Source organism: Amycolatopsis sp. NPDC003731 (genome assembly GCF_053586895.1).
The window spans coordinates 13918-27327 of record NZ_JBSFNC010000015.1; the positions used below are offsets into that span (position 1 = coordinate 13918).

Annotated in this window: 11 protein-coding genes; 8 read left to right on the forward strand and 3 right to left on the reverse strand. The window is 71.6% G+C overall.

What is annotated here, in order from left to right:
* Window positions 1-203: 203 nt before the first annotated feature.
* Window positions 204-1172 (reverse strand): hypothetical protein, encoded by a 969-nt coding sequence (locus ACWDN5_RS09045; RefSeq protein WP_310971127.1) that lies wholly within the window; start codon window positions 1170-1172, stop codon window positions 204-206.
* 442 nt (window positions 1173-1614) lie between these two features.
* Here ACWDN5_RS09045 and ACWDN5_RS09050 point away from each other — a divergent pair, with 442 nt between their 5' ends.
* From ACWDN5_RS09050 to ACWDN5_RS09080, 7 genes are all read left to right on the forward strand, one after another.
* Window positions 1615-2724, forward strand: coding sequence for a glycoside hydrolase family 53 protein (locus ACWDN5_RS09050; RefSeq protein WP_449675685.1), 1110 nt, complete (start codon window positions 1615-1617; stop codon window positions 2722-2724).
* 156 nt (window positions 2725-2880) lie between these two features.
* Window positions 2881-5157, forward strand: a complete 2277-nt coding sequence (locus ACWDN5_RS09055) for a cellulase family glycosylhydrolase (protein ID WP_449675687.1) — start codon at window positions 2881-2883, stop codon at window positions 5155-5157.
* A gap of 52 nt (window positions 5158-5209) precedes the next feature.
* On the forward strand, window positions 5210-7027 hold the full coding sequence (locus ACWDN5_RS09060) for a rhamnogalacturonan lyase (protein WP_449675689.1): 1818 nt from the start codon (window positions 5210-5212) through the stop codon (window positions 7025-7027).
* Window positions 7028-7098: 71 nt separating this feature from the next.
* A complete protein-coding gene (locus ACWDN5_RS09065; protein WP_310971131.1) occupies window positions 7099-7497 on the forward strand; it encodes a hypothetical protein in 399 nt (132 codons plus the stop codon).
* Between the two features lie 32 nt (window positions 7498-7529).
* Window positions 7530-7925 carry a VOC family protein gene (locus tag ACWDN5_RS09070; protein WP_310971132.1) on the forward strand — a complete coding sequence of 132 codons (396 nt, stop codon included), beginning with the start codon at window positions 7530-7532 and terminating at the stop codon, window positions 7923-7925.
* A gap of 15 nt (window positions 7926-7940) precedes the next feature.
* A complete protein-coding gene (locus tag ACWDN5_RS09075; protein ID WP_449675778.1) occupies window positions 7941-8771 on the forward strand; it encodes an MEDS domain-containing protein in 831 nt (276 codons plus the stop codon).
* Window positions 8768-9700, forward strand: a complete 933-nt coding sequence (locus tag ACWDN5_RS09080; protein WP_310971133.1) for a sensor histidine kinase — start codon at window positions 8768-8770, stop codon at window positions 9698-9700. The genes ACWDN5_RS09075 and ACWDN5_RS09080 overlap by 4 nt, the downstream gene beginning before the upstream one ends.
* 7 nt (window positions 9701-9707) lie before the next feature.
* Here ACWDN5_RS09080 and ACWDN5_RS09085 read toward each other — a convergent pair whose 3' ends face one another.
* A complete protein-coding gene (locus ACWDN5_RS09085) occupies window positions 9708-10649 on the reverse strand; it encodes a lysyl oxidase family protein (protein WP_449675691.1) in 942 nt (313 codons plus the stop codon).
* A gap of 162 nt (window positions 10650-10811) precedes the next feature.
* Here ACWDN5_RS09085 and wecB point away from each other — a divergent pair, with 162 nt between their 5' ends.
* Window positions 10812-11966, forward strand: a complete 1155-nt coding sequence (wecB, locus tag ACWDN5_RS09090) for a non-hydrolyzing UDP-N-acetylglucosamine 2-epimerase (protein WP_449675693.1) — start codon at window positions 10812-10814, stop codon at window positions 11964-11966.
* Window positions 11967-12101: 135 nt separating this feature from the next.
* Here wecB and ACWDN5_RS09095 read toward each other — a convergent pair whose 3' ends face one another.
* Window positions 12102-13409: an NAD(P)/FAD-dependent oxidoreductase gene (locus tag ACWDN5_RS09095; RefSeq protein ID WP_449675695.1), complete on the reverse strand. Its 1308-nt coding sequence runs from the start codon at window positions 13407-13409 to the stop codon at window positions 12102-12104.
* Window position 13410: the final 1 nt, after the last annotated feature.

Consider the following 13410-nt stretch of genomic DNA (forward strand, 5'->3'; position numbering starts at 1 on the left):
CGTATGTGGCATGGCTGGAGGTCGTATCTCGCATGGCTGGGGCGTAACTCGCGTGATCGGGGGCGTGTCTCGTGTGATTGGAGAGTCGACACGCGTGTCTGGAGGGACGACACGCGTGATTGGCGGGACGACGCGTGATTGGAGGGTCGACACGCGTGATTGGGGGGACGACACGCGTGATTGGGGGGACGACACGGGTGGGGTCAGATCAGGGGTTCGGCTCGGTAGTGGGCGATGCGGTCGGCCAAGCCCCGGGCTGCCGGGTCGCTCCGGTGGTGGGTGAGGAGGCGCTCGAGCGGGGCCAGGCGGTCCTTCGGGCGGACCGAGCCGACCGTCCCGGCCAGGTCGACCGCCTCCGCGCCGATCCGGGTGGCTTCGTCGACGTCGCCGCGGAGGGCGTGGTTCTGGGCCAGCATGATCAGCGTCAGCGAGCGGCTCCGGGCCATGTCGGCGCCGTACCGGTCGGCGGCCGCGGTCAGCTGGGTGATCGCCGCGCCGCTGTGGCGGGCCGCCACCGCGGTGGCCAGCTCGGTCAGGACCGTGCCGCGCATGGCCGCCATGTCCGTCTCGCGGAAGAACGCCTCCCACGGCCTCGGTTCCGGCCACGAGTCCGCCGTCGCGAACGCGGCCTCGGCCTCCTCCAGCCGGGTCAAGGCCGAGTGCTCGTCGCCGGCCATCGCGCACGCCCACGCCTCGTTCGCCGCGAGGATCGCCAGGGCCCGGCGGGAGTCCGAGCGCCGCGCCGCCGCCCGGCCGCGGGCGAACTCGGCCAGCGCGCCGTCAGCATCGTGGCGGTGCAGGTGCACGCGGCCGAGCCGGTAGTGGATGTTCGCGATCAGGCTCTCGTTGCCGGCCTCGGCCGCGATGTCGAGCGCGCGCTCGAAGCGGCGTCGCGCCGGCTCGTCGCGTCCGATGTCGAACTCCGTCCAGCCCAGCAGGTTGTGCACGTCGGCCAGCACGGTGTACAGCCTGGCCCGCAACGGATCCGGGACCGTTCCCCAGTGCAGCAGCACGCTCGCCGTCTTCACCACCTGGACGGCGTCCCGGCAGAACCCGCCGCCCTGCCGGTAATCCAGGGCCCGCAGAACTCCGACGGCCGCTTCCAGCTGGGCCACGTCGGTGTCTTCGATGCCGATCGGAAGCGGAAAGCCATCACCTGTCGTCGTCACCATGACCTCACCTCGCGCAGGAGCGCACGCATGGTCGGGTTACCGGCGCAGGGGGAATACCCAGGAGCGCCCGGAAAGAAACGGCCCTCACCCGGCAGGGGGGCGCAGGAACCGCGGGATCGGCAACCGGGCGCAGCCCGCCGAGCCGGCCGTCCGGCCGACGCCGCCGCGGTGAAGCCAAGCAGACCCGACGTTCCCGGGCTTGCCGACCGGGCCGAACCGAACGGATCACGCCGAGAGTAAGCGCTTTCTCGATGATCTATCGCCCGGCTGAACCGGTTCGACTGCTTCGAAAGTATCGGTACTTCCGGGGAAATCATTGCTGGTTGACGCCCGTCCGCGCGCGGACTTATCGTGCTTGAACCGATTCGGGGGCCCGCGAGTCCGGCCGCCGTCCGCTGCGGAGACATCACCTGCCCGGAACGGCCCCTTCGAAGGAGATCGGATGACCCTCTTGCGCACCGGCCGTCTCGCCACGGCGGCCCTGATCCTGGTGACCGTGGCCCTGCCCGCTCCGACGGCTTCGGCCGCAAACTCCCTCGGCATGCTGGGCGCGGACGTCTCGACCGTCCAGCGCGCGCTCGACCTCGGCGCCAAGTACACCGACGCGGCCGGGGTGGCCCGCGATCCCCTGGACATCCTGAAGGGCGCGGGCGTCAACTACGTGCGGCTGCGGGTCTGGAACAACCCGCGCAGCGGCTACAACAACAAGGCCAAGGTGCTGCAGTACGCCCGCGCGGTGAAGGCCAAGGGGCTCAAGCTCCTGGTCGACTTCCACTACTCCGACACGTGGGCCGACCCCGATACGCAGACCAAGCCCGCCGCTTGGGCGTCGCACGCCATCGGCCGGCTGCAAACCGACGTGTACGACTACACCTACGACCTCTGCACCGGCCTGAAAGCCCAGGGCACGACACCGGACAGCGTGCAGATCGGCAACGAGATCAACGTCGGCATGCTGTGGAACGACGGGAAGGTCGTCGACAACGACTTCACGAACCTCAGCCTGCTGCTCAAGGCCGGTTACAACGCCACCAAGGCGTGCAACGGCGGCACGCAGGTGGTCGTCCACACCGCCGACGCCGACAGCGACGCCCACGCCCGCTGGTTCTACGACGGCATCCGGGCGAAGGGCGTCCCGTGGGACATCACCGGCCTGTCCTACTACTGCTACTGGCACGGGACGATGGCGGCCATGGCCGGCGTGGTGTCCGACGTGCGGTCCCGGTACGGCAAGCCGGTCGTCCTCGCCGAAACGGCCTACCCGTACACCACGGCCAATGACGATGGCACCCCGAACGTCGTCTCGGCCGCGCAGCCGTGCGCGGGGTACCCGGCCACCCCGGCCGGGCAGGCGGCGAACTTCACCGCGGTCCAGGACACCGCCCGCGCGGCCGGCGCGATCGGCGTCTTCTACTGGGAACCCACCTGGTACGCGGTGACCGGCAACGGCTGGGACCCGGCCGACCTCGCCGGGTCCGGCAACGGCTGGGAGAACCAGGCCGTCTTCGACCGCTCCGGCCGGTTCAACGCCCAGGTTCGGTGGCGAGCGTGAAAACGCTTTCTCAAACCGTGGGGCAGCGAGCTTAACGTTCAGCAGATTGGCCGGTTTCTGTCTCGTGGCCGGTGTTCCGCCCGAGGTCCGCGTGTTACCGTGGGAGCGCTCCCAGCCTGAAACTTTCCTGTCGAGTGGTTCTCCAGGAGGTCGGTAATGAACTGGCGATTCTTCCGCGCGCTCGTGGCCGGCCTGCTGCTGGCCGCCTGCGCCGTCGTGGCGCCGGCCGGGCCCGCCGTGGCCCGAGCGGCCGCGCCCACGCGGGTGATGGCGCTGGGTGACTCGATCACCGGGTCGCCCGGCTGCTGGCGGGCGCTGCTGTGGAAGCACCTCCAGGACACCGGCCACCCGGACGTGGACTTCGTCGGCACCCTGCCCCCGCAGGGCTGCGGCTTCACCCACGACGGTGACAACGAGGGCCACGGCGGATTCCTCGCCACCGGGATCGTCCGGGACAACCAGCTGCCCGGCTGGCTGTCGGCGACGCACCCGGACATCGTCCTGATGCACCTGGGCACCAACGACGTCTGGAACAACATCCCGGCGAGCACGATCCTCGACGCCTACACCACGCTGCTGGGCCAGATGCGGGCCGCGAACCCGGCGACCAAGCTGATCATCGCGAAGATCATCCCGATGAACCCCGCCAACTGCGCCGCCTGCGGCCAGCGGGTCGTCGACCTGAACAACGCCATCCCCGGCTGGGCGCAGGCACACTCGACGGCCGCGTCGCCGATCACCGTCGTCGACCAGTGGACCGGGTTCGACACCGCGGCCGACACCGGTGACGGCGTGCACCCGAACAACACCACCGGCATCCAGAAGATGGAGAGCCGCTGGTACCCGGCGCTGGTGGCCGCCCTCGGCACCGACACGCCCGCCGCGACCGGCCTGCACGTCGACGGCACCCGGATCCTCGAGGGCAACGGAAGTCCGTTCGTGATGCGCGGGGTGAACCATGCGTACGTCTGGTACCCGAGCCAGAGCCGGGCCTTCGCCGACATCAAGTCCTTCGGCGCCAACACGGTCCGGGTCGTCCTCGGCAGCGGGCAGAGGTGGGGACCGACGCCGGCCGCCGAGGTCACCAGCGTCATCGGGCAGTGCAAGCAGAACCGGCTGATCTGCGTCCTGGAGGTGCACGACACCACCGGGTACGGCGAACAGAGCGGCGCCGCCACCCTCGACCAGGCGGCGAGCTACTGGATCAGCGTCGCCAGCGCGCTGAAGGGCCAGGAGGACTACGTCGTGATCAACCTGGGCAACGAGCCGTTCGGCAACGACCAGCAGGTGAGCGCGACCTGGCCGGCGGCGACGGGCAACGCGGTCAAGCGGCTGCGGGCCGCCGGGCTGACGCACCTGCTGATGGCCGACGCGCCGATGTGGGGCCAAGACTGGCAGAACATCATGCGCGACAACGCGGGCACGGTGTTCGCCGCCGACCCGCAGCACAACACCGTCTTCTCCATCCACATGTACGGCGTCTACGACACCGCGGCCGAGATCAACGCCTACTTCGACGCCTTCCGCACCGCCGGGCTGCCCCTGGTCGTCGGCGAGTTCGGGAACATGCACACCGACGGCAACCCGGACGAGGACACCATTATGGCCCAGGCGCAGGCCCGCGGCCTCGGCTACCTCGGCTGGTCGTGGAGCGGCAACAGCAGCGACGTCGCCTACCTCGACATGACGAACAACTTCGACCCGGCCGGCCTGACGACCTGGGGCCAACGGTTCCTCACCGGCACCGACGGCGTCCGCCAGACGTCGAAGGAAGCCACCGTCTACGGCGGCGGCCAGGCGGACACCCAGGCACCGTCCGTTCCGGGCACCCCGGCCGTGTCGGGCGTGACTTCGAGTGGTGCCACGCTGAGCTGGACGGCTTCGACCGACGACGTCGGCGTCACTGGCTATGACGTCCTCCGCGCGCCGGGGGCGAGTGGTGGGACGTTCGCGGTGGTGGGTTCGACGGCGACGACGTCCTACACCGACAGCGGGCTGGCCGCTTCGAGCACGTACCGGTACCAGGTGCGGGCCAGGGACGCCGCCGGCAACGTCTCGGCCGCGTCCGGTGCCGCGTCGGTGACGACGAGCGCGGGTGGCGGGGCCGGTGGGTGCAAGGTCGCCTACTCCGCCTCGAACTGGGGCGGCGGCAACGGGTTCACCGCCAACGTCACCATCACGAACACGGGCACCGGTGCGCTCACCGCCTGGACACTGGCGTTCACCTTCGCCGGCGGCCAGCAGGTGACCCCGCCCGGCTGGGGCGCCACCTTCGCCCAGTCCGGCGGTGCCGTCACCGCCAAGAACCTGAGCTGGAACGGTTCGCTGGCGCCGAACGCCTCGACCGGCATCGGCTTCAACGGCACCTACACCGGCGCGAACCCAGCACCGACGGCGTTCACGCTCAACGGCAGCGCCTGCACGACCGGCTGAGTCCATTCGGGACGGAAAGCTCGTCCCGCACCGAACCCGGAACGGAGAAACCATGCGTGACTTCGGCAAGCGGCTGGTCTTCGCCGCCACCGGCCTGGCCGTGGCCGGGCTACTGCCCGCCCCGGCCGCCGGCGCGGCCGCCGCGCCGCAGCTCGACCGGCTGAACCGCGGGGTGGTCAGCGTCCACACCGCACAGGGCAACGCCGTCGGCTGGCGCCTGCTGGCCGGCGACCCGGCCGGCGTGGCGTTCAACGTCTACCGCGACGGCGCCAGGGTGACCGCGAACCCGGTCAGCGGGCCGACGAGCTTCGTCGACGCGGGCGCGCCCGCCGGGGCCCGGTACACCGTGCGGGCGGTCGTCGGCGGCGTCGAGCGGATGTCCACCTTCGCCGCGGAGGACTCGCTGACCTTGGAAAGCGGGGTCGCCGCGAGCACCCGGGACGTCCCGATCCAGCCGCCGTCCGGGGGCACGACACCGTCCGGGGAGAGCTACACCTACACCGCGAACGACGCCAGCGCCGGTGACCTCGACGGCGACGGCCAGTACGAGCTCGTGCTGAAGTGGGACCCGACCAACTCGAAGGACAACTCGCAGTCGGGCTACACCGGCAACGTCTACGTCGACGCCTACCGGCTCGACGGCACCCGCCTCTGGCGGATCGACCTCGGGCGCAACATCCGCGCCGGTGCGCACTACACGCAGTTCCAGGTCTTCGACTACGACGGCGACGGCAAGGCCGAGGTGGCGATGAAGACCGCCGACGGCACCCGGTCGGGCACCGGCCAGGTGATCGGCAGCGCGAGCGCCGACTACCGCAACTCCAGCGGGTACGTCCTGTCCGGCCCGGAGTTCCTGACCGTGTTCAACGGCCAGACCGGTGCCGCGGCGTCCACGGTGAACTACGACCCGCCGCGCGGCACGGTGTCGTCGTGGGGCGACAGCTACGGCAACCGCGTCGACCGGTTCCTCGCCGGCACGGCCTACCTGGACGGCTCCCGCCCGAGCTTGATCATGAGCCGCGGCTACTACACCCGGACCGTGATCGCCGCCTGGGACTTTCGCAACGGCGCGCTGACCAAGCGGTGGACGTTCGATTCGAACTCGGCCGGCTCGCAGTACACCGGCCAGGGCAACCACCAGCTGGCCATCGCGGACACCGACGGCGACGGCCGCGACGAGATCGTCTTCGGGGCGATGGCCATCGACGACAACGGCAGTCCACTGTGGAACACCCGCAACGGCCACGGCGACGCGATGCACGTCGGCGACCTGATCCCGGCGCGGGCCGGCCTGGAAGAGTTCAAAGTGGACGAAGACAAGTCCAAGCCCGCCGCCTGGATGGCCGACGCGAGGACCGGCCAGATCATCTGGCAGAACGCCTCCTGCACCTGCGACAACGGCCGCGGCGTCTCGGACGACATCTACGCCGGCAGCCCCGGCGCCGAGTCGTGGTCGTCCGCGGTGTCCGGGTTGCTGAACACCAGCGGACAGAACATCGGGCGCAAACCGTCGTCGGCGAACTTCGTCATCTACTGGGACGGCGACGCCCAGCGCGAGCTGTTGGACGGAACTCATATAGACAAGTACGGCACCGGCGGCGACACCCGGCTGCTGACCGCCTCGGGGGTGCACGCGAACAACGGCACGAAGAGCACGCCGTCGCTGCAGGCCGACTTGTTCGGCGACTGGCGCGAGGAGGTGGTCTGGCCGACGTCGGACAACCGCGCGCTGCGGATCTATTCGACCACGGACGCGACGAGCATCTCGCACGTTTCGCTGATGCAGGACCGCCAGTACCGGGAGGCCGTCGCATGGCAGAACACGGCGTACAACCAGCCACCGCACGCCAGCTTCGCGCTCGCCCGGTGACGGCGGTGGCCCGCGCCGAGATCAACTAGGGTGGGCGGTGCCCTGGGGGAAGGCGAGAGCGAGGAGCGGCCGTGCCCACACTGACCGAATTGCCCCGGTGGACGATTCGGACCTCCGGCGACCAGGCCACCTTCACGCCCACGGGCCACGAAGCCGGCGCACCCGGGATGCCGCGCGGACTGGTCCTGCGCGAGGAAGACCTCCCCGGCTTCGCCAAGGCGCTCGGCGAGGTGATGAAGCTGCCGACCTACTGGACGGCACGCGCCCGGGCGGGCCGGCTCGCGCTCGACGGCGAACCGGCCTGGTCGGCGCCCCGGCGCGACCCGGTGGACGGCTTCGTCCACGTCGACGGCCCGTGCCACGGCTCGGGTGACTCCTTCACCGTCGACCTGGCCGACGTCCGCGCCCTGCGGGTCCGGATCGCCGCCTACCTGCACCAGCGGGGGTTCGAGGCCCGGTCCGGCGGGTAGCCCGGAGGCACCCGCGGGGACAGGGAGACGACATGGCCATCCGGCTCGGCAGCACCGTGCTCAACTGCACCGACCTCGACACGATGACCCGCTTCTGGTGCGCGGCGCTGGACCTCGAGCCGTCCTCCGAGGACGACGGCTTCCGCCTGCTGCGCGGCCGGTACGTCAACCTCTCTCTGCAGCGGTCCTCGACGCCGGTGTCCGCGCGCGACCAGATGCACCTGGACCTCTACACCGACGACCAGCGGCACGAGGTCGACCGGCTGATCGGCCTGGGCGCGCGGTTCGTGCGGCACGTCGACGACGATCCGGCCGACGACTGGGTCGTCCTCGCCGACCCGGAAGACAACCTGTTCTGCGTCTGCGCGAAACCGGCGGAGGAGGTCCGCGACCCCGCGGCCCGGACAGGTGCCGGCCCGGCAGCGTAGTCTCGGTCTGTGCCGATGCCGACCGAGCGGGACAGCAGACCTCGCGACCACGTGTGCCGGGGATACCGGCGGCGCGGCGAATTCGTGTCCCACGCGCAGGAGTTCCTGGCCGAAGGGCTGGCCGCCGGCGAGCGGGTGCTCTACGTCGCCCCTGGTGACGAGGCCGCGCTGACCGGGCAGCTGCGGGCGGACGAGCGCTGCGACGAAGGCCTGGACAGTGGCGCGGTCCAGGTCGCTTCGGTCGACGCGACGTACGCCATGGGAGCCGTCGTCGACCCCGCCGGCCAGGTCGAGCTCTACACCGCGGCGACCTCCGACGCGCTGGCGGCCGGGTTCACCGGGCTGCGGGTCGCGGCCGACGTGACGTCGCTGGTGCGCACCCCGGCCCAGGTGGACGCCTTCGCCCGCTACGAGCACCTGGTGGACCACTACATGGCCGGCCACCCGATGTCGGCGATGTGCGGCTACGACGTGGCCGAGCTCGGGGGCGACGTCGTCGCGCAGCTGGCGTGCATGCACCCCACCGACTACGACGGCGGGACCCGGTTCCACCTGCACGGCCACGCGCGCGGCGGCAGCGCCGCGGCGCTCGACGGGGAGCTGGACCTGGAGTCTCGCGGGAGCTGGCCGCTGGCGCTGGAGCGCGCCGGCCTTCGGTCCCAAGGAGGAACGATCGCCATCGACGCCGCCGGTCTCGACTTCGTCGACCACCGCAGCCTGATCGCGCTGGCCGACTACGCCGAGCGGCACGCCGCCACGGTGGTCCTGCGGACGAAGCTGTCCACGCCGGCGCGGCTCGTGGACCTGCTGGACCTGCCCGGCGTGCGCGTGGAGCGTGCCGCATGAACGTCCAGGGCTACGACCACGCCGCCGTCCACTACAGCGGCGACGAGGACCTGCTCGCCGTCGCCGTGCCCTTCCTGGAAGGCGGGCTGGCGACCGGCGAACCGACGCTGGTGTCGCTGGAGCCGGAACGCGCCGAGCTGGTGCGCGCCGCCCTGCCGTCGTCGGCGCGGGTGGAGTACCTGTCCACCAGCGACCTGTATGCGCGGCCCGCCGCGGCGATCCGTTCCTACCGCGAGCTGCTGGCCGGTTTCGTCGCCGGTGGCGCGGCCGGGATCCGCATCTTCGGCGAGATCCCGCAGGCGGCGATCGACACGTCGTGGGACTGGTGGGCCCGCTACGAGGCGGCGGTCAACCACGCCTACGGCGAGTTCCCGCTGCGCAGCATGTGCGCGTACGACACCCGGACGACGCCCCGCCACGTCCTCGACGACGTGGCCCGCACACACCCCTTCGTCGCCACCGCCGGCGGCGGGCACCGGACGAACACCGGCTACGTCGACCCGCTGTCGTTCCTGGCCGACCCGCGGCCGATGGCGCCGCTCCCGATCGAAGGCACCGCGCCGCTGGCCGAGCTCGCCGACCCGCGGCCGTCGGACGCCCGCCGGGCGGTGCTGGCCACGGCGCCGGTGGACCTGCCCGCGGACGAGGTGGACGACCTCGTGCTGGCGGTCAGCGAGATCGTGGACAACGCGCTCCGCCACGGCCGCCCGCCGGTCCGGGTGCGGATCTGGGCCGGCGCCGGGCAGATGGTCGTTTCGGTGCACGACACCGGGCCCGGGCCGGCCGATCCGTTCGCCGGGCTGCTGCCGGCGGACCGGAGCATCGGCGGCCGCGGGTTGTGGATCGCGCACCAGGTCTGCAGCGAGGTGACGCTGCACCGGGACGAGACCGGCTTCACGGCTCGTCTCACCGCGGGCCGTCCCTGGTGACGGCGGTTCAGGCGCAGCGCGGCTGGCCCGGGCAGCTCCGCAGCAGCTTGACGATCGGCGCGGCCGGGATCGTCCCATCCGGTGCCGGCATCCCCTGCGGCCAGGAGATCGACAGCGCGACCGCCGAAGAATTGTTGCGGTAGTTCGTCTCCAGCAGCGTCCGGTCCGCGTTCACCGTGTTCACCAGGTCGTACGTCCCGGTCGGGACGCGGGTGATGTCCAGCCACTGGAAGTCCACGGTGAACTTGTAGTCGTCGCCCGACCCGACCGAAATGCCTTCGAGCACTTCCAGGGCCGTGGGTTCGTGGTGCCGGCACATGTTTTCGCGCAGGGTCGCGGCGAGGTCGGCGTCGGGTCCGGTGTCGCCCGGGACGTGGGCCAGCAGGCCGGCGTCGTGCACCTCGAACCGGTCGCCGAGGCAGAAGCCGTTCTTGCGGTCGGTGACCACCGTCTTGCCCTGCCGGGAAACCAGCGCGAAGTGCTCGAAGTTCATCAGGTGCCAGTGCTGGTGGGCGAGCGCCGGTTCGTAGTACGTGAACGCGCCGGTGGCCCGCTGCGCCGCCGCGTAGCTGCCCGGGATGGCCCCGTTCGTGCCGGTGCGCAGCGCCTGCCGGACCGTCATGTTCGGCTGCCGGGTGTTGTCGCGACGGCCGTACAGCAGGAGCGGCCCGTCGCCGACGTTCTCCTCCGCGCTGGTGAACCGCAGCCGGACGGCCTTCGCCGCCGACGGCGCGACGCAGGGGCCGTTGGGCGCGGCCGGGTCGATCACCAGGCAGACGTCCCAGGCCGTGCACAGCGGGAGGAGGCCGGCACTGCCGCCGGCGCACCCCGGCGGGGCCTGGCGGAGGTCGGGGAGGAGGAAGTCCGGCCCGGTGTCGGCGCGGGGAGCGGAGGCGGAAACGGTGGTGGCGAGGGCCACGAGCGCCAGTACCGCGAATTTCTTGAGCAAGAGCGGGCCGTCCTGTCCGGTATTCCGATCGCGGTCATTCTAGGGCGTCCGCAATTCCACCGGGCGACACCGTGTCGTCACACGATCGACTGAGTGTCCCGCGGTTTCCCGGTTCCGGTCAGTAGCGTGCGGCGAACTCCCCGCCCGAAAGGACCGCACCGCATGTCGACGACCACCGCAGATTTCCGTGGAGCCGGCTCGCCGGCCGTGGAGCCCGCCGGAACCGGGGGCATCACACTGGTCTGCGGCACGCGGCCGGAACTGATCAAGCTCGCGCCGCTGATGCGGGTGTTCGGCGACGAGTGCGCCGTCGTCTACACGGGACAGCACTACGACCGCTCGCTGTATTCGCGCATCCGCGCGGATCTGCCGCCGTCCGACCGGTTCCACGAGCTCGGCGTGGGCGCCGGCCGCCGCGGCGGACAGCTCGGCCGGACGATCAGCGCGGTCGACGAGGTCCTGGCGGACCGGCCCGGCCGGGCGGTGGTCGTCCAGGGCGACACGACGTCGGCGCTCGCCGGCGCGCTGGCGGCCAACGCGCACGACCTCCCGCTGGTGCACGTCGAGGCCGGGCTGCGCAGCCACGACCGGGCGATGCCGGAGGAGCACAACCGGGTGCTGATCGACCACCTCGCCGACCTGTGCTGCGCGCCGACCGAGCTCAACCGGGCCCACCTGCTGGCGGAAAACGTGCCGGACGAACGGATCACCGTCACCGGCAACACCGTCGTCGAAGCACTGCAGGCCGCCCTTCCGTCCACAGAGGACCGACGGGCGGTGCTGTCGGCCCGCGGCCTGGAGCGCGACCGGTTCGTCCTGGCGACGATCCACCGCCCGGAGAACGTCGACGACGCCGCGCGGCTGGCGGTGATCCTGCACGAGCTGGGCCGCCTGCCGCTGCCGGTGGTGTTCCCGCTGCACCCGCGCACGGCCAAGAGCATCGACCGGTTCGGGTTGCGGCACCTGCTGGAGCCGCTGGTCGAGCTGGAGCCCCAGGCCTACCCGGCGTTCCTCGCGCTGGCCGCGGAGGCGGCGGTGCTCGTGTCGGACTCCGGTGGCATCCAAGAGGAAGCGAGTGTCCTCAAGCGACCGGTGGTGGTGGTCCGGCGCAGCACGGAGCGGCCGGAGATCGCCGGCACGTTCGGCACCAGGGTGCTCCCCGGGCCGGGCATCGGCGCGGAGGTGGCCCGCTGGCTCGACGACGTGGCCGCCCACCGCGAGCGCCTCCACCACCTCCCGTCCCCGTACGGCGACGGATCCGCCGCCACCCGCATCGTGACGGCCCTCGCCGCCCTCCTCGATCAACGAGCGGGCTGATCCGCCCGCGGCCGTGTCGTCCGCCCAGGTACGCGTGTCGTCCATCCAGGTACGCGTGTCGTCCGCCCGCGTGGACGACACGCGTACTCAGCTGGACGACACGCGTACCCCGGTGGACGACACGGCGGGGCTCGATCAGCGGGCCGGGGCGGCCGCGGGCTGGTCCGCCAGCAGGGAGACCACGTCGTTGGCCAGGCGGACGCTCGAGTTCCAGCTGGTGACGTCGGGGTAGACGTGTGCGGTGGTGGCCAGCAACAGCCCGGTCCCTTCCACGGTCACCGCCGGGCGCTGGGCCAGGTACCCCAGCGGGTACACCGGTTCCACGAACGGTGCCTTGAAGACCCGGACCTCCTCGACGTCGTCCGCGGCGAGCTGCGGGTACAGCTGTCGCAGCTGCGCCGTCCAGCGCGCGGCGATCGCCGTGTCGTCGTCGCGGTACAGCGGGGAGCCGCGGTCCGTGTAGTGCATGACGTACACCAGGTGGCGGCCGTCGTGCGCGCCGGCCAGTGCGGACATCGCCACGACGCCGTCGAACTCCGTGCCCGAGTGCAGCACCGGTGTCCAGTAGTGCTCGGTGACCGGCTTCCGGAGGAAGAACACGCCGTTGACCACGCCCTGGTAGGGCAACTCCACCTGGGGCAACCGGGCCGCGAGCGCGTCGTCGGCGATGCGCCGCAGCAACGGCAGCGGCACCGTCGAGATCACGTGGTCCGCTTCCAGGACCTCACCGTCGGCCAGGGTGAGGACCGAACGGCCGTCGCTGCTGCTCAGCCGCCGGACGGGCGTCGACGTGCGCACCACCCCGCCCTCGCGCGAAATCGACGTCCGCAGGGCGTCGATGATCGCCTTGTAGCCGCCGTCCGGGTAGCCGCGGGTGGCGACGTTGCGCTCGCGGCCGAGCCGCTGCCACAGGTACAGCGCCGGCACGTCCCCGAACGACGGCCCGAACTTCGAGCCGAACATCGGCGCGAAGAGCCGCTCCCAGACGACGTCGCCGTAGAGCCGGCGCAGCCAGTCCTCGGTGCGGAGCGTGTCGAGGTCGCGGCCCTGCCCCAACCGCCGCAGCAGCAGCGAAACCACGCCGAAGCGCACGCGGTCGTGCAACCTCAGGGGGGAGAAGCGGAGCAGGTCGAGCGGGGAGTTGAACGCGTGGTGGCGGCCGTCGACGACCATGCCCATCGTCGTCTCCCGCCACCGCACCGCGTCCCGCAGGCCGACTTCGCCCAGCAGGGCCAGCAGGCTGGCGTCCGACGGCATGATGCAGTGGTAGAAGCGCTCGATCCACCGGTCGCCGTGGGCGAAGAACGTGCCCAGGCCGCCGAGCTGGTCGCTGCTCTCCAGCAGGGTCACGCGGGTGCCGCGGCGGGCGAGGCGGTGGGCGGCGGCGAGGCCGCAGATGCCGCCGCCGATCACGGCGACGTGCGGGGAGTCGGGAGAGGTCACC

Coding starts and splice junctions, on each gene's coding strand:
- ACWDN5_RS09075 (WP_449675778.1), top strand. CDS start 7,941: ATGCCGACCGAGCGGGACAGCAGACCTCGCGACCACGTGTGCCGGGGA.
- ACWDN5_RS09080 (WP_310971133.1), top strand. CDS start 8,768: ATGAACGTCCAGGGCTACGACCACGCCGCCGTCCACTACAGCGGCGAC.
- ACWDN5_RS09060 (WP_449675689.1), top strand. CDS start 5,210: ATGCGTGACTTCGGCAAGCGGCTGGTCTTCGCCGCCACCGGCCTGGCC.
- ACWDN5_RS09055 (WP_449675687.1), top strand. CDS start 2,881: ATGAACTGGCGATTCTTCCGCGCGCTCGTGGCCGGCCTGCTGCTGGCC.
- ACWDN5_RS09050 (WP_449675685.1), top strand. CDS start 1,615: ATGACCCTCTTGCGCACCGGCCGTCTCGCCACGGCGGCCCTGATCCTG.
- ACWDN5_RS09070 (WP_310971132.1), top strand. CDS start 7,530: ATGGCCATCCGGCTCGGCAGCACCGTGCTCAACTGCACCGACCTCGAC.
- ACWDN5_RS09045 (WP_310971127.1), bottom strand. CDS start 1,172: ATGGTGACGACGACAGGTGATGGCTTTCCGCTTCCGATCGGCATCGAA.
- wecB (WP_449675693.1), top strand. CDS start 10,812: ATGTCGACGACCACCGCAGATTTCCGTGGAGCCGGCTCGCCGGCCGTG.